Source organism: Mahella australiensis 50-1 BON, from assembly GCF_000213255.1.
In the GTDB taxonomy this organism is placed as follows: Bacteria; Bacillota; Clostridia; order Mahellales; family Mahellaceae; genus Mahella; species Mahella australiensis.
The window spans coordinates 1,887,009-1,906,525 of the sequence record NC_015520.1 but is presented as its reverse complement, the minus strand read 5'-3'; the positions used below and the strand labels follow the sequence as shown (position 1 = coordinate 1,906,525).

The window sequence follows — 19,517 nt, the reverse complement described above, 5'->3', positions numbered from 1 at the left end:
ATGGGGTTGAAAAAAAGGAACGCTTTAGAAAGTCGGAAAGCCATGGCAGGCCGCCTATTTGTATATCCATGGGTAATAGGCTTTTTACTATTTTTTGCGGAGCCTCTTATACAATCATTTGTCTTTACATTCAACGAATTAAAAATAACACAAGGAGGGGGATATGTACTAAAACCGGTCGGCTTTTATAACTATTTGTACGCTTTTACAAAGGATCCTGTATTTTTAGAAAGTTTAGCTGACTCTGCTGTAGGTATAGTATTAGATGTACCATTGATAGTTATGTTCAGTATATTTATGGCGGTATTGCTTAATAAGCAATTTTACGGAAGGACTTTTGTCCGAGCGGTGTTTTTCCTACCAGTCGTTATAGGTTCAGGGGCTTTGTTATATAGCTTGCAGGCAGATATGTTGAGTCAACTTACAGGTGGTGGGTCACAAACAGCTTTGCCTATGGCTCAGAATCTGGACTTTGGAGCTCTATTATTGAGATTGACAAATAATTCTTCATTAGTTGCTCCTGTTATAAGCGCTATGAATAGGGTATTTAACGTTATATGGAAATCTGGCGTGCAGATATTGTTGTTCCTGGCTGGTTTACAATCCATATCGCCGACTCTGTATGAAAGCGCTGATGTTGAAGGAGCCACGGCATGGGAAGCTTTTTGGAAGATAACATTTCCTCTCCTATCCCCTGTTACCGTACTAACTATTATATATACTATAATAGATTCGTTTACCGATTACAGCAATAGTATGCTCAGGTATATACTAGATACTGCTTTTGGGAAGGTGCAATACTCATATGCTTCAACTGTAGCATGGCTTTATTTTGGATTTATAGGTATAGTGTTGCTTGTAATACTAGGAATATCATCTCGGCGTGTCTTTTATATCAATGAGTAAAATGGAGGTGTAATAAAAAATGGATAATGAGGTACATGTGCAAAAATTAAAGGAATCACAGGTAATATCGGCATGGAGCAAACCGGGCAGCTTATTAACGACCAGTAGAGTGCAAGGCATTGCCATATCGGCATTTCGTTTTATTCTATTTGCAGCTCTTATATATATTTTGTTGTATCCACTGTTGTGGGCGTTTAGCAACAGCCTTAAGTTTTACGAAGACATGGTAGATCCTACTACGATATGGATTCCGAAGCACCCGACTTTATCCAGATACCTGGAGGCATGGAATGCAATACAATATGTACCCGCTTTCATTAACAGTCTTAATATATCGCTGTCTACCGCCGTGCTTCAAGTAATAACGTGCTCTTTTATAGGTTATGGTTTTGCCAGATTTAATTTTAAAGAAAAGAACCTTATATTTGCTTTGGTTATGTTGACGTTGATAATACCGCCGCAGACTACCATTATATCCCAATACGTGCATTATAGCAATTTTGATGTACTAGGCATAATATCTCTGCTCAACGGCGGCAAGGGATTAAATTTGCTGGATACTTATGCACCTTTTATATTACCGACGTTTTTCGGCTTGGGATTAAAGAGCGGCTTATTCATATATATATTTAGGCAATTCTTCAGGGGCATGCCCCAAGAACTGGAAGATGCCGCTTATATAGATGGCTGCGGTCCTTTGCAGACATATATAAGAATAATGCTACCTAATACTATACCGGCTATAGTGACAGTATTTTTGTTTTCTTTCGTATGGCACTGGAATGATGTATTTGAGCCGACAATGTATATACAATCATTTTCAAAATATCCCTTGTCCTTAAAGCTTATTAGCATAGATGCACTTATAGGGGGGTATGAAGGAACAAAGGACGTATTGATTGCGTTGCCGGCCAAAGATGCGGGAGTAATACTTATAATGCTGCCCATGCTTATACTATATATAATAGGCCAGCGTTACTTTGTGGAAAGCGTCGAGCGTACAGGTATCGTGGGTTAACAGGTAAAAAAAAGATAAGTAAAGTAATCAAAGTATTATAGATATATGGCCAGTTTATTTATATAATTTAGTCATAAAAGGTGGGTCGATTCTATTTAACAGCTCTAAAGGTATGAAGAATGAAATGGGGGAGTGAACAGTTATGACTTAATTAGATTAAAATGTAGTTGGCTATGGAACAACGGGTATATTCTAAGAGGAGGATGATTTGATGTTTAAGCATAGTAAAAAAACCATTGTATTTTTGGTTGTTGCTGTATTTGTATTGTCTTTAACAGCTTGCGGCGGTGGAACACCCACTACTGGTTCTACAGGAGGAGGGGTTGAGGAATCTACAAATATAGATGATGTTGAACAGTCTTCACAGACGGGTACTGTTGAGGAAGAAAAACCTTATACTGTAGAAGTCGACCCTGTCAAATGGAAAGGTAAAAAAATATCCGTTTGGCAGACTTTTCCTGAGGAGGGGGATGTACAATCGGATTATGGCGGTAAATCACAGAAGCAGCGCAGGGAGGAATTCCAGCAGATTAGCGGGGCTACAGTTGAGATAGTGCAGGTGCCTGGTGAAGATTATGACAAAAAAGTTATAGCCGCTATAAGCGCGGGTACGGGCCCGGACATAGTTTGGTTTGGTCCTGATAAAAAACCTACATGGATGCTCCAGAAGCTATTGCTACCATTGTCGGATTATATAGACTTTAACGATGAAGAGTTTATGAAAAATACCGGCTGGTCAAAAAGCGTGATAGATTTCTATACATTAAACGGCAAAGTATATGGGGCTAACGGTGTGCAGTTGGCTGCAAGGATATATTATAACAAGGATTTGTTTGAAAAAAATGGTTTGGAGGATCCTTATGAACTTTATCTAAACGGTCAATGGACATGGGATAAATTTATAGAGTTGGCACAAGAGCTTACGCAGGATACCAATGGCGATGGCAAGATAGATCAATGGGGTTATATATCGTGGATAACCAGGCAATGGTATTATACTAACGGCGTAGAATTGATAAAGTGGGTCGACGGCAAGCCTAAATTTGGCATGGATGACCCAAAAGCAGAAAGGGCTTTGCAGGCCAGATACGATGCTATACATAAATATAAGTATATGCCCGAGGTGTGGTGGGATCCAGGTCCTCAGGACAGATTCTGGAAGGGAGAAATAGCGATGGATTATTGGGGCTACTGGGAAATGGAGAATATGAAAAAGAATATGGGCGATAAATTGGGTATGGTTCCGTTCCCAATAGGTCCCGATATGGAGCCGGGTAAGAAATCTGCCGATGTAGCTGAATGTATAGGGTGTGGCATAGCTGCCTGCTCTAAAGAACCTGATTTAGCGGCACTTTGGTTGAAATGGTCATCGGTCTCTGATCCCGAAAGCAAAGAGGCATACGAGAAGAAAATGGCTGATCTTTATGGCGGCCTGGAAGTTTACCAGGTATTCTTAGAGGCAGCTGAGAATGCTGTAATAGACGAGGTTGGAGGATACGGCAAGCTCGGTGATATAATAGGTACCGAGATAGAGAATCCCGTGATGGACGGAAAGAAAACGCCAGCGCAGGCTATCAAGGCTGCTGCACAAAAAGCCCAGGCTGAGATAGATAACATCTGGAAGCAGGCGGAGGCTGCAGGGCAGTAAATCGCATAATTTCCTAAAGACTTAAGGTGTAAAAATATACCTTAAGTCTTTTATGCAAAGCGTGCTTGGGAGATGAAGATAATAAAGAAAAAAAATAATCTTTCTATCTTTGCTAAAGTGTTTATAATTTTTTTGATAATAATCTTTCCTATTTATATTTTAACATTACAGATTATACTGATGGGTCGTAATGATGTCAGAGAAGAAATTGAGTGTTCTATGCAATCTAAGATAGGGTTTTATTTAAATACCCTTGAAAATAATATAGACAACATTAAAAGATTCCAAAAGGAAATTGCCGATAATAAAGACCTTGAAAAATTAAGTTCCGGTAAGATATATATGGATTCATTTGAAAGAAACGAAGCTATACTGCATATACAGAGCGAATTAGTTCGTTTAAAAAGGCTTACTGACTATGTGGAAGAAGCAAATGTTTATATACCTATCATAAATAAAAAAATTTCTACCAGCTCTGTTAGCATTATGCCCAAATATGAGGCTGAAGGACTAGCTAGATTAGATCGTAATGATATTCATCCATTCATGCGATTGAACAAGAAATTCTATATCAGTACGGTGGTATATTATACCAGGAATAGCGCGAAGATACCTAAGTATATTATCAGCATCCGAATTTCTACGGCCATGCTATCCGATACACTTAAACAGTTTTTGACTTATGAGCGGGGAGGGGCAATATTATTGACGAGGGGGCGCGGTATAGAAGTTACCGATGGTACTCCTCGGTATATAGTCAACTCGTTGCGGCATTTTTTTATAAAAGAAGATATAAATAATGTTATGGAAGACGTAAAATTTCTGACTATTGATGGGCAAAACTATTCCATCATATATAAAAAGTCAGACTCCTTGGATACAGCCCTAATAGCATATATACCAGAAAGCGACATGTTTGGCTCGTTGGAGAAGTACAATAAATGGTTTTGGTTTGTATCTGCTTTAACCGCATGTATGATAATTGCTTTTTCCTATGGCCTCAGATATATGATAGTGCAACCACTAAGCAGGCTCATAGGCGCTTTCGAAGATATGGATAGAAACAACGTAAACGTGGCGGTGTCATACGAACCTCAAGATGAACTGAGTTATTTATACGCGAGGTTTAATGAAATGATAAAAAAGATGCAGGATCTTATTCAACAAGCTTATGAAGAAAAGCTTCGTGCTCAACATGCTGAGCTAAAACAGCTTCAATATCAAATAAATCCCCATTTTTTATACAATAGTTTCTTTCTAATATATCGCATGGCTAAAATGAACGATTGTGACGGCATAATGCTTTTAACACAACATTTGGCAAATTTTTACCGATTTATTACGCGGGCTTCAAATGATGAGGTGACGCTACAAGATGAGATGGATCATGTTAAAAACTATGTGGCTATACAGAGCATAAGGTTTGGCGAGCGTATAAAGGTGGAAATAACAGATTTACCGTTGCAATGTCAAGACCTCGAAATCCCTCGTTTAACGATTCAACCATTGGTAGAGAATGCTTATACGCATGGCTTAAAAAATAAAATCGATGGTGGTATAATAAAAATAAATGTGGAGAGCACGAGTAACGAGGTTATAATTTCGGTAGAAGATAACGGTGATGAAGTCACAGACTCAATGATTGAGGAATTGAGTAAAATGTTAGCGAGCGATGATGTTGATAAGAGTACGGGAATGTTCAATGTACATCGACGGCTAAAGCTAAAATACGGCAGTAATAGTGGTATAGAAGTTTTACGAGGAAAAATGGGTGGAATGTGCGTTAGAGCACATATAAGGTATGAAGAGGGGGATAGAAGTGATTAAACTGCTTATTGTAGATGACGAACCTATAATCGTGGACGGCCTCGTTGATTTATTCCAAGATATGGATGAACCTAGGTTTAATATTTATAAAGCTTACAGTGCAAAAGAGGCTTTAGATATTATGAAGACTGCCAGTATAGACATAGTGCTGACCGATATATGCATGCCGGGCATGACTGGCTTAGAATTGCAGAAACGTATAAAATCTCTGTGGCCGTTTTGTAAAACCATCTTTTTAACGGGCTTTGATGAGTTTGAATACGCACAATCGGCTATAAAAAACGGTATATCTGATTTTGTGCTGAAGATGGAAGGCGACGATGCTATATTAGCAGCGGTTATGAAAGCGGTTAATGAACTTGACAGAGAGATGAGGGACAAGCGATTAATAGAGCAGGCGGAAGCTAGTATGATGCGCGCGCTGCCTATCTTGCAGTCTAAGTATCTTATAGAAATGGTGAATGGTGCTGAATATACGTCGGAGGAAAGACAAAGGCTGTTTGCAGAGTGCAATATGCCATTTGATTATAATGAACCCGTTTTAATGGCTATAGGGAAAATAGACCATTGGGGTGAGGCTGGAAGTATCGCTCAGAAAACCAAGATCATGTACGGCGTTAAAAACACAGTGGAACAATGCTTTGCAGATTCCATGAGCGTTTTAACCGTTGACTATAGCCGTTCAAAGTTTTTAATCTTTATACAATCCAAAGACAAGAACTGCATAGATCAAAATTATATCAAGAACTTTGTCAGCAGTATACTGGAACGCGTGCAGCTTACATCCAGAAACGTATTCTGTACTCCTGTTTCTTTTATCGTAAGCAGTGATATGGTTACATGGGATATGATTGCAGCACAATTTGATTTGTTAAAGGCGACGCTATACAGAACAGGAGTATTTGACAGTGAATTGTTTGTTATGGCTGAAAATCCCCAGCAATTATACAAGGGAGATAGAGGAGCAGTGGCTATAAGGCAACAACTAAAACAAATACCGCTTCTGGCAACATTTCTGGAAAGCGGACATCAAGAACGCTTTATGGGTCTGTATTCTTCCATTATGGATGCTGTCTCCAGAGTTCAACCTGTCAGTTATGAATTAATGCAGGAAGTATACTACTCCATAGCTTTAACATTCCTATCCTATTTTAACAAAAACAGTACGCTTAATGATGTTTGCATTAATATAGACTTAACTGATATTATGAACATGGATAAACATGGTTCGTGGGATGATATATCAACATATTTTAAGGATATAGCCCAATATATATTCGAACAAAGGAAATATGAGTATACTGCTAACAATATAAGAGTGGTGGATTATATCAACGCCTATATTCAGCAGAATCTAGACAGCGATTTATCTCTAACAAAACTTGCGGATCTGGTTCATTTCAACGCTTCTTATTTATCGCGTCTATATAAGCAGGTGACAGGGGAAAACATCTCTGAATATATCTCTGATTTGAGGTTGTCAAAAGCAAAAGAACTTTTAAGCGATATAAATGTGAGAATAAATGAAATAGCTAAATCAGTGGGTTTTGATACGCCATCTTATTTTGCGAGGTTTTTCAAAAAAAACACCAATATGACACCTCAGGAATATAGGGATAAAATATTTGCTATTAACCCTTTGACGAATAGTATGGTTTAGGGTCAAGAAGTAATGAAAAGAACATATAATATAAGAAAGTGTTATTGAAACTACCGTAATTATAGGCGATAATATAAAGGGATAAACCGTATATTGCGGTGAGAGGAGAAAGTCATGCTGGATAAGAAGGTTTTTGTAACTCCATCTTCCATATACAGAAGTGCTCCATTCTGGGCATGGAATGATAAACTGGAAAGGGATACATTGTTGCATCAAATACATGAGATGTATGAACAGGGCATGGGTGGCTTTTTTATGCATCCGCGGGGCGGCCTTACGGATGAATATATGGGGCAGCATTTTATGTCAATGATAAAAGCGTGCGTGGATGAAGCGGAAAGGCTGGGCATGAAAGCCTGGTTGTATGATGAAGATAGGTTTCCCAGCGGCAATGCTGCCGGCAGGGTGGCCGCGAGCAATCCCGATTTCGAACAGAAAGCGTTGGAAATGCTGCGGTATGATAGTTTGGATGAGATAAGAATCGATGGTGACGTGCTGAAAATATATGCTGTTTATAACGATAGTTATAAAGATGTGACGCGGTGGGCTATAGAGGATATAATGGCTTTGAAAGTGCCTGTTACACTTTTCAAAATAATTCATATGCCTCCTCAGCCGCTGTGGAATAACAACAGCTATGCGGATCTGACTTGTAAAGATGCCGTCGATGAATTCCTACATCAAACACACGAAAGGTATAAAGAAAGCTTACAGCCATATCTTGGCGCAACAATCCCCGGCATATTTACAGATGAACCGGACTTTCATGTGTCTATGAGGGGGAGGGCTTTATTACCATGGGGACGCGATATAGAGCGGGAATTTTACAATAAAAAGAAATACATATTAACCGATCATTTACCGTCACTGTTCTTGGATGTAGGGGATTATAAAAAAATAAGATTTGACTATTGGGATATATTATCGGATATGTTCATAAATGCTTTCGTTAGAAATATATATGAATGGTGCGAACAAAATGGGGTTAAGTTTACCGGGCATTATTGGGAACACGAATTCCCATTGCCTATTCATAATGCCAGTGTTATGCTGAATTACGAGTTTATGCATTATCCGGGTATAGATATGCTTTTTAATACTCCAGAAGAGCGAGACCAGGTGGGCAATGATTTTATAGTTAAAGAAGTGTCCGGCGTTGCTCACCAATTGGGGAAAGAAAGAGTGCTCTCTGAAACTCACGGCGCTTCGGGATGGGATTTGAGCTTTGCCGAGCAAAAGCGCGTAATCGACTGGCAATTTGCTCTGGGAGTAAATTTGATATGTCAGCATTTGGTCTTGTATTCTTTGAGGGGCTATAGGAAAAGGGATTTTCCGTTATCATTTATGGAACATCAGCCGTGGTGGAATTGTTATAAGCTCCTTGGAGACTATATAGGCCGTTTGAGCTATGCATTGACTCAAGGCGATTTTATAGCCGATATAGTGGTGCTTCATCCTTCTAGTTCCACATGGGCTGAATACGATATACAAGGCAGCGATGATCGGCTTGGGAATATAGGTAATTCGGCTAAGAATCTTGTTAAGACGCTAAATAGAATACATTGTTCTTTCGATCTTGGTGACGATAAAATAATAGAAAATCACTCTTATGTGCAAAATGGACGGCTTATAATCGGCAATATGGCTTATAGTATGGTTATACTGCCTGATATGACAGTGATGAGGCGCAGCACTTTCACTCTGCTTAGAGAATTTGCGCAGCAGGGAGGCCATATAATAGCTACCGGCATAACACCTACGATGTTGGAAGGGATAGAGGACAAGGAACTGCAAAACTTTTTTAACGGCGATGCTGTCATAAGATGCCGGCAAAATGCTGCTGATATAAAAGCACTGCTCTCGTCTATGGGTAATCAGATGCTTGATCTCATAGATATGGACGGAGGCTCCGCCGACGACCTTTATGTGCACAGAAGGCTTTGTGGCAAGCAAGAGATTATATTTATATGCAACTTCAGCCGAACGCAGCACCACAAAGTGCGGCTTAAAGTGGAAAACGGATGCTGTGTGGAGGAATGGGATGCCGTTACAGGTGAGATAAAAATGCTCCGGCCGTATGCAATAAATGATATCGATGTAGTGGAATTATCGTTTTATCCAGCTGGTTCACATCTCTTAGTCATAGATAAAAGCCAAAGGGGCCAAAACGCTGATAGTATAGATGTTCATCTCGAGGATTCTATTGCTTTGGATGCTTGGCATGTTATCAGATCGGGGTATAATGCCTTGCCTATAGAACGCTGCAGCGCTGCTTTGACGAATGGCGAATGGGAACGCGAATGCAACGTGCTCGCTATGGATGATAAATTAAAGGACCGCCTTGGTATGGAACGCGGAAATATATTCGTGCGCCAGCCCTGGATGTATACACAGCAGGAACGAAATAGTACAGTTTCGGTCAGCGCCAAGTATATGTTCTGCGTAGCGGAGAAACCGGAGGAAGGTGATATACTGCTGGCGGCTGAGCAGCCAGATGTATTTACTGTATATGTTAATGGACATAATGTAAAACCAAATGGCAATACGTTTATGGATAGGGCTTTTGTTTTATACGACATAAAAGGATATGTGAACGAAGGCATGAACGAGGTGATATTGCATACTGATCAATACAGTCCCTTGATAACGTTGGAAAGCATATACATTGTAGGTGACTTCAGCGTAAAAAGAAACGGCCATAACTGGGAGCTGTGTGTGGATGAGGGCTTAAGGCTGGGGGATTGGACGCAGCAGGGATGTCCGTATTATTCGGGCAAAGTTGTGTATAAATCAGGCTTTGTTATAGATAATCCCGATAATGCTATCGTGAAACTATGCTTGGGCAAATGGTACGGCACTGCTGTCAGGGTAACGGTTAACGGACAGGAGGCCGCAATACTGGGATGGGAACCGTACGATGTCGATATATCTAAGCTTGTTAGGAAAGACAGCAATGAAATAACTGTAGAAGTTATGAATTCTCTTCAAAATCTTTTGGGGCCTCATCAAAATTATGAAGGTATAGTAACCCCAGGTTCATTTTACGATGAAGATGACATAAGGTTTGCCGCCAGCGGCTTTGACGGCCGAGCGGTTGTAGAGATATATAGGTGAGGTGCCGTAATGATAAAGGAAAAGCTGTTGATAATACACATGGATGATATAGGTATGAGTTATGCGGCCAACGAGGCTGCCACGCGCTTATTTGAGAGGGGCATAGTTACAAGCGCCAGCCTGTTGATACCGTGTTCATGGTCTCATGATTTTATAAAATGGTGGAGCAATCATAAGCAGTATGACGTTGGCGTGCATTTTACCGTTACATGTGAATGGGATGCTTGCAGATGGGGACCTGTTTCCGATAAAAAGGATGTACCTGGTTTGCTGGACGACGAAGCTTTTATGCCCAGAAAAGTAAATCAGGTTGTCGAAAGAGCAAGAGGCGATGAAGTGGAGAATGAGATGCGGTGTCAGATTAATTTGGCTAAATATTGGGGCTTAGAACCAACACATGTGGATAGGCATATGTGGGGAGTAACAGCTACGCCGGAATTTTTTCAACGATATATTACTATAGCTAAGCAACATGGAGTACCACCGCAGATATGCCGGGATGAGGCTAAGAATGCTTCAGCTACCCCCAAATTGGATCACATGATCTCAGCTGGTGATTACGTGGATTATAAGATGAAAAAGGCGTATCTCCGCAATGTTCTCGAAAGCATTTCTCCTGGATTGACGCAGCTTACTATACATCCTGTAATTGAGACGCCGGAGATCAAAGCTATAATACCGTCGTGGCAACAAAGATATATGGATTATATGGTGTTTATGGATGATGAAACGGCTGATATCATTGATGAATTGGGCATAAAACCGGTAACATGGAGTGATATAGCTGATATGAGGGCTTTATTTTAAAGAAAGGTGGTGTATACGATGCTAAAGATTGGCATAGCCGGTGCCAGGGGTTTAAGCACTATCGCGGGTTTTAACGCAATAGATGGTGTAAAAGTAGAGGCATTATGCGATTTAAATGAGGATTTATTGAGAGAACAGGCTGCAAAATATTCTATTCCTAAAACCTATAGGGTATTCGATGATATGCTGGAATCAGATATAGATGCGGTAGTAGTAGCTACGCCAATGCAGTATCATGTGCCACAGACTGTAGCAGCATTGGAAGCAGGTAAACATGTATTAAGCGAGGTTACAGCGGGTGTAAGCATAGATGAGCTATGGTGGCTAATAGAATGTGTAGAAAAGTATAATAAAGTATACATGATGGCTGAAAATTATTGTTATATACCAGAGAATCAATTGATAAAATCCATGGTGAATAAAGGGCTTTTTGGCGATTTATATTTTGGAGAAGGAGAATACTTGCATGAGCTCAAAGGATTGGCTACTTATCCTAACGGTAAAACTTCGTGGAGAAGATTTTGGCAATTAGGGAGGAGAGGCATGTTTTATCCAACACATAGCCTAGGCCCGATTATGCAATGGTTTGGAGATGATCATATAAAATCAGTAATATGTGTTGGTAGTGGATGGCATACCGCTCCTGAATTCGCGCAAGAAGATACATCTATCACTTTGTGCCAGATGGAGAGTGGAAGATTGATAAAACTTAGATTAGACTGCATTTCCGAACGGCCACATAATCTGGCGTATTATTCACTACAAGGTACTAATGGGTGTTATGAGGCTCCTCGCGGCATGGGCGATGATCACAAAATATGGCTTAAGGGTATGGACGATAGCACTGATAAAGCCAAGTGGCGCCCGCTTAGGGAATTTTACGATTATCTGCCTGACAGGTATAAAAACGTAACCGAAGAACAAAAATCGTCAGGCCATTGGGGTGGAGATTATTTTGTAGTACAGGATTTTGTAGATGCGATAGTTAACGGCGATAAGCCAGCTATAGATGTGTATGATGCATGTGAATGGACAGCAGTAGCGTTTCTGTCTGAGTTATCGGTGATGAATGGTGGGAAGGTTATAGATATGCCTAAATTCCGGGCCAATTTGTCTAATCAGAATAAAATATTAAAAATATAGTATTTGCTCGCGTCGTATAGGAGCAATAAGTTTCACTCCTTTAAATAGGCCTCATATGGAGAATGGTCTCTATAAAAATCAGAAAGGCTTAAACATTATGTCTGATAGTGTAAATATAATGATGAAGAGGAAATTGGATAGTATCGATAAAGTATCCCTGGCGGAGGGATGCGTAATCAAACAGCTTGAAGTTGCCGATGCCGAGGCTCTTTCAAACCTATATAATGCGGCCTTTGGCTTTGATTTTCAAACGCCAGAGTGGGTAATAAAAGAAATGCTTGATAATCCTCAGGTAAAGGCTGTCTATGGCATAGAACACGATGGTAAATTGGTAGCTACGGCAGCTATTCATATTGTACCTGAATATGGTGAGACGCCTGAACTGCATTGGGTAGCAACACATCCCGATTATCGAGGCGAGGGCCTAGGGAAAGCTATAGTATTGTATACATTGCACGAGATGAAACGAATGGGATTTAAGGACGTGCTGCTTATAACACAGCCCGAGAGAATACCTGCTATAAAATTGTATCTTTCCATCGGTTTTACGCCTGAAGTAGGAAACGATGAAGATAAATAAATGTTCTTTTTTCATACCAATACTCAATATATATAGATGAGAAAATGTATATTGGGATGGGTGGTAAATGTTAAGGTTACGTCGCATAATCCTTTTTGCATTGATTGCTTGTATCACTGCTTTGTCGCTATGGTGGCATTTTACGGCGCCCTCGGAGTATACTTTATGGGAGGAAAGAGCCGATATACAGCACGCATTGACATGCGAACAACCGACGCAACAAGCCATGAGCGATAGATTGATAATAGAAGGCGCGTCTTATGCCGTAGCAGTTGAACCGCCCGGCGACGGTCAGCAGATATTTATAGATCTGGAGGATAATGTACTGTATCTGCTAAAAGACAATAAGGTTATGAAAAAATATCCTGTGGCTGAGGGTAAATACAAAACGCCTTCGCCTATAGGAGCATGGCAAATCGTTTCGAAGAGAACGGATTGGGGCAGCGGCTTCGGTACCCGTTGGCTGGGCCTTAATGTGCCTTGGGGGGTGTATGGCATACACGGTACCAATAAACCCGATTCGGTTGGTTGGTCGTCATCTCATGGGTGCTTCAGAATGCAGAACAAGCATGTTGAGGAGTTGTTTGATTTGGTCAAAGTAGGCACACCGGTTTATGTATACGGCGGGCCATATGGGCCATTTGGTACCGATCTGAGGCTGCTGAATCCAGGCGATAGGAATTCGGCGGTAATGGAAGTGCAAAAACGCCTGAAAAAGCTAGGGTATTATAACGGCTCTTTAGATGGTATTTACGGTGAGGGTATGAAAGCGGCCTTGTTAAAATTTAAAAAGGATTATGGGCTGCCGTATACCCACACCGTAGATGCTGTAACATATAAAACGTTGAATATACTAAAATTCGACTGACAATCTCAGGCTTTCAGGATCTCGGGTTCCCGTGCTTTAGATATAATCATGTGCCGCAATAGATTATCGTATTGCTGGCCTATGATAGGCCATTGCATGTGAAGGCCATATGCATAGGCCCGTTCCTCAAGGCTGTGCTGTAGTGCAGAATCAGCTAGTATTTTTATTATATTGTCGGCTATGGATTTGGGGTCACTGAATTCGGCTATCAATCCTCTGCCGTCAGCCAGCAGTTCCTGCGCGTATATATACGGCGTGGATACTATAGCCTTACCAGCGCCCATAGCGTAGGATAACGTGCCGCTTACCGCCTGATCCTTACCTGGGTAAGGTGTCACATAAACATCGGTCATGGATAGGTAATCATTTAATTCCTGGATACTGAGGTACTTATTGACGAAGAGCACATGCTGGTCGATACCGAGTTTATTTATGATATCTACCAGGTGCTCCCTATAACGCTCGCCCTCGTAGCGTTTCAGATTCGGGTGGGTTTGGCCAAGTATCAGATACAGAGCGTTATCGAATGCTTTAGATACATCTGCCATGGCTTCTATAGCGTATTCCAATCCCTTACCGGGTCCTATCAATCCAAATGTGGATATTATCTTCTTATCTGCAAATCCGTATCGTTTTTTTAATCCTTTGCGCGAAAGCCTATCGAATACAGGTATGCCATGGGGTATAATATGGAGCTTATTTTCGCTTATATCATATATATCGCTCAACAATTCTTTACTATGGGAGGACATACAAATCGTACCTGCCGATAGTTCACCGAGTTGACTCAATATATATCGTTGATAACCACGGGGTTGTGGCAGCACCGTATGACAGGTTACTATAAACGGTTTGCTCAATCGCTCGGCGAGGCTCAAGATATATATACCATCAGGGCCGCCGAATATACCATATTCATGCTCTATCACCACTATGTCAATATCGCTGCTGTTTATTATACGAGCAGCTTTTATATAATCGTCTTTATCAAATTGATTTATTTCAAACCATACTCTGTTATCATAATTGTAGCTGCCTGCTATATCGGTTACGGCTATAGCTGTGCTTTGAGCTTGTTCTGCTCTATTCAGCCACTTCATGACATCGGATGTAAATGCGGCTATGCCGCATTGACGCGGAGGAAACGTGCTTACAAAAACTGTTTTATACATGTCTTGCACCTTCTTTCTGCATTTATTTAAGGATTCATAATGTGACTGCATTTTGCTATTATAGCCACTGGCTTGAGCTTTCATACATGAAAGTATCTAACCCATGCCTATGAGCGGTCCTACGCGTCCGACGGCGGCGCATAATACGGTGTCGGCAGCCCCGTAATAAACGATGATCTCATCGTTTATATCCAATACTTCTTTATCTTGCATAGGCACTGCTCCGCATGTGAAGACTACGTTCGGTACCCAGCTCTTTCCGCTCTCTCCTTTTTCGTAACTGTCTTCCGGGGAAAGTATAGGATTGGGCGAGCGATAGATGACGTGTGAAGGGTCGCTTATATCTACCAACAGCGTCCCCAACCTATATACTAAATTCTTATCTATGCCGTGATATATCAACAACCATCCATATTTTGTTTTTATAGGTGGAGCTCCGGCTCCTATCTTTCTGGCATCCCACATGAGGCCGGAACGCGGTCCAGCTACTATGCGATGTCCTTCGCGCGGCCACGGACAATACGGGGTAGGTGAATAGGATAACCATATGCTAGGCTCGGTACGATGATATATAGCATAGCCGTATTTTGTTTTCTCGGGAAATATTATGGCATCCTTATCTGCAAATCTGGGGAATGCCATACCGTGACGCTGCCATGCGTCGGCTTTGCCCGATATGAAGTCATCTATGCTTATGGAAGCCGTGGCTATTTGAGCTATCACACCGTCGTAAGCCGTATACGTCATGTATATCTGTCCATCTATGATGGTCAGCCGCGGGTCTTCACAGCCGCGTTGTTCCTCGACCAATACAGGATAGAATACAGGATGTGATAAACGTTCCAGCACCTTGAATCCATCCGTTACGGCCAGGCCCAAACGCGATATACCGTCGCTTCCCACCGCCCTGTATAAGAGATATACGCTATCTTTTATGCGCAGAGCAGCAGCGTTTAGGGTGTAGCGAGATTCCCAATCGTTATCAGCCGACGGCGTAAGTATGGGATTGTCGTTATAGCGAGTAAGCTGCGCAGCCGGAGGCTGGGGCATGTATATACTTTTGCGCGCCGTGGCTATGTCGGCTTCGGTACCAGGATTGATATCGAATAAAACCTCCGATATATCTTTGTCTGTTTCTCCACGACCGGCCATTTCGATTATGCAATCTATGATAGAAGAAGGTTTCATATTTAACGCGCGACATATCTCCTGCAATAATTCGTGAGTAAAAGCATCTCTTTCGACATGCAGCGTCGCTGGCGAGGGTATATTTTTACCTCCCTTGAAGCTATAGCTCGACCATGTCCAAGCCGAGCATGGCATGAAAGTTGCGTCGGGCAGGGTTATGCCCAATCTGTACCCCTCGGCTATACTTCCTAAAATATCGGCCGAAGTTTTATCTTGCGATTTGCCGGCCATATAAGCTATGCCGGAGGCTACATCAATCTGATGCCAGTCCTCCAGTATGTTAAAGGCTGATAATAAATCCTTTCCGCGAGGGGAAGAGATGGAATTGATTATCTTTTTACCAAATTTTCTTCGTTCATCGGCAAAATGCGACCATATATATGACCAGTGCGTCAACTCCACCATGTGTTTGCATAATCGAATAAAATATCGCAACCGCGGGAAAAGCCCGCCAGTACCGTTTGGTATACAACATGCCAGCACTCTGCCTGTCAATTTATTTACGAAAGTATACTTAAGCGTTGGGCATTCGTTCGGTTTAACGGCCAGCATTTTTATATCGTTCCATGCGAAATATTCGGGCCTAACATTTTGTTTTATCCATTCGGATATAGATGCAAATAATTGTTCATCGGTCAATGAAGCTAAAGCCATGGCGTCGGCAGGTTCCATATCATGCAACAGCTCGGCTACGGTATCGTAGCCTCTGTTTACCATAAGGTTTATAGGAGGGAACATCTCTAAAAGTTGCTTTATTATATCGCTTTTAAGCGTAAAAACTTTATTGTGCGGAAAGGCAATCATTATTGAATCCATGAAGGATTGTAAAGTATCTGTGGCATATATATCGCCGTTTATGCAAGACGGTATAACAGTATCTTCGGTTCGTTGCATCAGATCGGCTATGGCTTTGCCTATCTGCTGCGAATCGGCTATTTGAGATATGTTGAGACGTTTACTTACCCAATTGCAAAATCGATCGGAATAGCTATGCAGAAGATTCTGGTATATGATTATGGTATTGGCGCTGCGGTTTTGTCTGTATTGTATCTCATGCGGCAGTATTATGGGCATATTGGGTATAAACTCCATGTAGTTTATGCGCGGTAGCAGTGGTAGCCTTCTGGACTGGATTTGTTTCCAACCTTTTATAAATTCATCCTTGTATCTTACAAAAGCGTCGGTTTGAAGCTGTTTGGAGCGTTCTGCTACCATGGCGGCGATCTCCAGATGTTCCGGCGAGGCTATAGTTTCCATCTGTTGAAGGCGGCTAGCCAAATAACCGCTGTAAAGCACCATATAAGATGAAATTACTTCGTCAGGCGACAGCGTTCCGCCACGCTGATATGCCAGTATAATATCATATGTAACCCTGGCCCACAAATCTTCATCCCATGTGAAGTTAGCCGATTCGGATATAGATAATCGCTCTACTTGTTCGTGAAGCCTCTCAGGCAATATATGAGGCCAGATATTACGATAATGCATAAAGTTGTTTCTGAATGTTCGCAATATATCGTCGGATTTTGCCGTAGGCTGGACAAACCATTGTCCGTCACCGAATCCATAGGTATCTGGATGCTCTATAAATAAACGAGGGGTTCTCCAAATATCTTCATCGTGTTTTATGCGTTCAAACAGGGTTACGACCGTATCGCGCAGTATAACATCGCTTTCATGAAGCATAGGTTTATCCGGTCGCCATCCCAATCTGACGCTGCAGATGTTGCTGCGCGATGTGGCGAATATACATGCCGTCACGGTATCTATGCCATAACCGGCCATATCGGTATGCCATGTTTCTCCTATCTGTCGAACCAATTTGTCCCCTATATCGCAGGTTACGGCCCATACGCCGCTTATGGGGTCATCTATGTCGAACCCATATAATGCGGCTATGATCGGTTTAACTATATAGAACGATATGGCATTATCAGGATAATTTCTCTGGAAAGAGGCTATGGCTATATCGTAATTTCCATAACGTATAGGCTCAAGCATCATCTTTATCCACTCGGGATGATTCTCTGCGGTATTTTTTTGTGTTGGCCGCATAAGGTCATCTTCGAACATTAATACATCGGCTCGATACATTCGAGCTATTTCCAGTATCGCACGTACTTGCCATCCCTTACCCGATAATTCTTCAGGCATAACAAAGGGTACTATTGCTATATTGTCGTCGGGTTTATCGCCTATCGATTTTATTATATCTTCATCATCATAAGCTCCGACGCAAACTATGATGCAGTTTAAGTCACTGTAATACTTCTTTAAGCCGTTTATAGCACTGGATATTATAGAGCATACCGATTCTTTCTGGTTATGAAACGGTATGCCTACCACAATATCTATAGGCCTGCTTTTATCCGAGACTATATATTGTTGAGATATGATATTATTTAACAATTGTTCTGCCGAAAAACTGGACTCCATTTAGCGGTATAACCTCCTGGGTAAAATATATTATTTACGACTAAACGCGGTACGTTCAACCAAAATGGCCTCGGTTGGGCATTGATTTGCGGCCTCATCAACGGTATCTTCCAATTCTTCAGGGATTTCATCCACTATGACATGGGAAAGGCCGTCATCATCCCAATCGAAAACTTCGGGGCATATGTCTATACATACGCCGCAACTTATGCATAATTCTGGATCGACACTTGCTTTCACATCTATCACGCCTTTCTGATGCTAATATTATTTTAGTAGTGTATCAAAAACTCATCGCTTAAATTCATGCCAGTATAAAACGCCATCTCGTGGCAATACTTCATTATATACACTATGGTTGGAGGAGAATTTAATGCGCAACATTATTTTTGTGGCAATCGCACTGCTCATGACGCTTATTATGGCAGGTTATGCGTCTGTAAATACATCATGGGCCGATGATGTCGCACAAATACAAAAAGCATTTATGAATATGGACATAATGCCAGAAATTTATAGTATCAATGCGTGGATTAACGTAAATAATAAGGAACACGATGGTACGCAGATCAGGCAGTTGGGCAATGATGTAGCAAAAGCTATAGATATCATAAAATCGCCTTATAGATGTGATGTCGTAGACGATGAGGCACAACATTGGATAAAAATATATAGCGATAATGTATCCGTATCGGTTCGAATGTCGGATGATGTTGACGATACGCAAAGTTATATAACCGTAAATGCCTGTGGCGATATTCAAAACGCTAAGTTGGATGATATTGTAAAATCTATAGAAAAAGGACTGAAGCAGTATAGCGAAAATATTCATATGAGCCTTGCGTTGAAAGGGTATATTAAAGGCGAGGCCAGACAGCAAACGCTCGATAGATTGAATAGCGTTGCTTTTAAGTCGTTGAATGCACAATATGTAGAGGGCATAAAATCCGAAAAGCTGCACAGTACGACCGCTTATAGTCCTTCTATAAGGCATTATGTGGATATAAAGGGACGCAAGGCCAATATGCAGCTTGCTGCGCGATATAACTCATATGATAACCGTACTGACGTATGGCTGGGCATGCCGCTTATTACAGTAGAGTATTAAAGTAACCGAAGGCGCGATAATAGCGTATAATGATTAGTGGGT

Annotated in this window: 14 protein-coding genes; 11 read left to right on the top strand and 3 right to left on the bottom strand. The window is 41.3% G+C overall.

Annotated elements, in window-relative coordinates:
- The 10 genes from MAHAU_RS08945 to MAHAU_RS08900 all read left to right on the top strand — a co-directional run bounded on the left by MAHAU_RS08945 (window position 1) and on the right by MAHAU_RS08900 (window position 13,571).
- A complete protein-coding gene (locus tag MAHAU_RS08945; protein WP_013781405.1) occupies window positions 1-906 on the top strand; it encodes a carbohydrate ABC transporter permease in 906 nt (301 codons plus the stop codon).
- 19 nt (window positions 907-925) lie between these two features.
- Window positions 926-1,924 carry a carbohydrate ABC transporter permease gene (locus MAHAU_RS08940; RefSeq protein ID WP_013781404.1) on the top strand — a complete coding sequence of 333 codons (999 nt, stop codon included), beginning with the start codon at window positions 926-928 and terminating at the stop codon, window positions 1,922-1,924.
- A gap of 211 nt (window positions 1,925-2,135) precedes the next feature.
- On the top strand, window positions 2,136-3,572 hold the full coding sequence (locus MAHAU_RS08935; protein ID WP_013781403.1) for an ABC transporter substrate-binding protein: 1,437 nt from the start codon (window positions 2,136-2,138) through the stop codon (window positions 3,570-3,572).
- Between the two features lie 219 nt (window positions 3,573-3,791).
- Window positions 3,792-5,399 (top strand): sensor histidine kinase, encoded by a 1,608-nt coding sequence (locus tag MAHAU_RS08930; RefSeq protein ID WP_171804975.1) that lies wholly within the window; start codon window positions 3,792-3,794, stop codon window positions 5,397-5,399.
- Entirely contained in the window at window positions 5,392-7,059 is a 1,668-nt protein-coding gene (locus MAHAU_RS08925; protein WP_013781401.1) for a response regulator transcription factor, read from the top strand. Before MAHAU_RS08930 ends, MAHAU_RS08925 begins: the two co-directional genes overlap by 8 nt.
- Before the next feature lie 114 nt (window positions 7,060-7,173).
- On the top strand, window positions 7,174-10,173 hold the full coding sequence (locus MAHAU_RS08920; RefSeq protein ID WP_013781400.1) for a glycosyl hydrolase: 3,000 nt from the start codon (window positions 7,174-7,176) through the stop codon (window positions 10,171-10,173).
- Between the two features lie 9 nt (window positions 10,174-10,182).
- Window positions 10,183-10,980 (top strand): polysaccharide deacetylase family protein, encoded by a 798-nt coding sequence (locus MAHAU_RS15075; protein WP_013781399.1) that lies wholly within the window; start codon window positions 10,183-10,185, stop codon window positions 10,978-10,980.
- 18 nt (window positions 10,981-10,998) lie between these two features.
- Complete coding sequence (locus tag MAHAU_RS08910; RefSeq protein WP_013781398.1) at window positions 10,999-12,123, top strand: Gfo/Idh/MocA family protein; 1,125 nt, start codon at window positions 10,999-11,001, stop codon at window positions 12,121-12,123.
- Between the two features lie 97 nt (window positions 12,124-12,220).
- Window positions 12,221-12,703 (top strand): GNAT family N-acetyltransferase, encoded by a 483-nt coding sequence (locus MAHAU_RS08905; protein WP_171804974.1) that lies wholly within the window; start codon window positions 12,221-12,223, stop codon window positions 12,701-12,703.
- 67 nt (window positions 12,704-12,770) lie between these two features.
- Complete coding sequence (locus MAHAU_RS08900; RefSeq protein WP_013781396.1) at window positions 12,771-13,571, top strand: L,D-transpeptidase family protein; 801 nt, start codon at window positions 12,771-12,773, stop codon at window positions 13,569-13,571.
- A gap of 5 nt (window positions 13,572-13,576) precedes the next feature.
- Here the strand turns inward: MAHAU_RS08900 and MAHAU_RS08895 are convergent, their stop codons facing one another.
- The 3 genes from MAHAU_RS08895 to MAHAU_RS08885 all read right to left on the bottom strand — a co-directional run bounded on the left by MAHAU_RS08895 (window position 13,577) and on the right by MAHAU_RS08885 (window position 18,607).
- The gene (locus MAHAU_RS08895; RefSeq protein ID WP_013781395.1) at window positions 13,577-14,743 is read right to left on the bottom strand and encodes a glycosyltransferase family 4 protein; all 1,167 of its coding nucleotides are present in this window, start codon (window positions 14,741-14,743) and stop codon (window positions 13,577-13,579) included.
- A gap of 96 nt (window positions 14,744-14,839) precedes the next feature.
- Window positions 14,840-18,367: a glycoside hydrolase family 130 protein gene (locus MAHAU_RS15070; protein ID WP_013781394.1), complete on the bottom strand. Its 3,528-nt coding sequence runs from the start codon at window positions 18,365-18,367 to the stop codon at window positions 14,840-14,842.
- A gap of 30 nt (window positions 18,368-18,397) precedes the next feature.
- Window positions 18,398-18,607 (bottom strand): ferredoxin, encoded by a 210-nt coding sequence (locus tag MAHAU_RS08885; protein ID WP_013781393.1) that lies wholly within the window; start codon window positions 18,605-18,607, stop codon window positions 18,398-18,400.
- Window positions 18,608-18,740: 133 nt separating this feature from the next.
- On the opposite strand from MAHAU_RS08885, the gene MAHAU_RS08880 reads away from it, so the two are divergent.
- Window positions 18,741-19,475: a YwmB family TATA-box binding protein gene (locus tag MAHAU_RS08880; protein WP_013781392.1), complete on the top strand. Its 735-nt coding sequence runs from the start codon at window positions 18,741-18,743 to the stop codon at window positions 19,473-19,475.
- The last annotated feature ends 42 nt before the right edge of the window (window positions 19,476-19,517 follow it).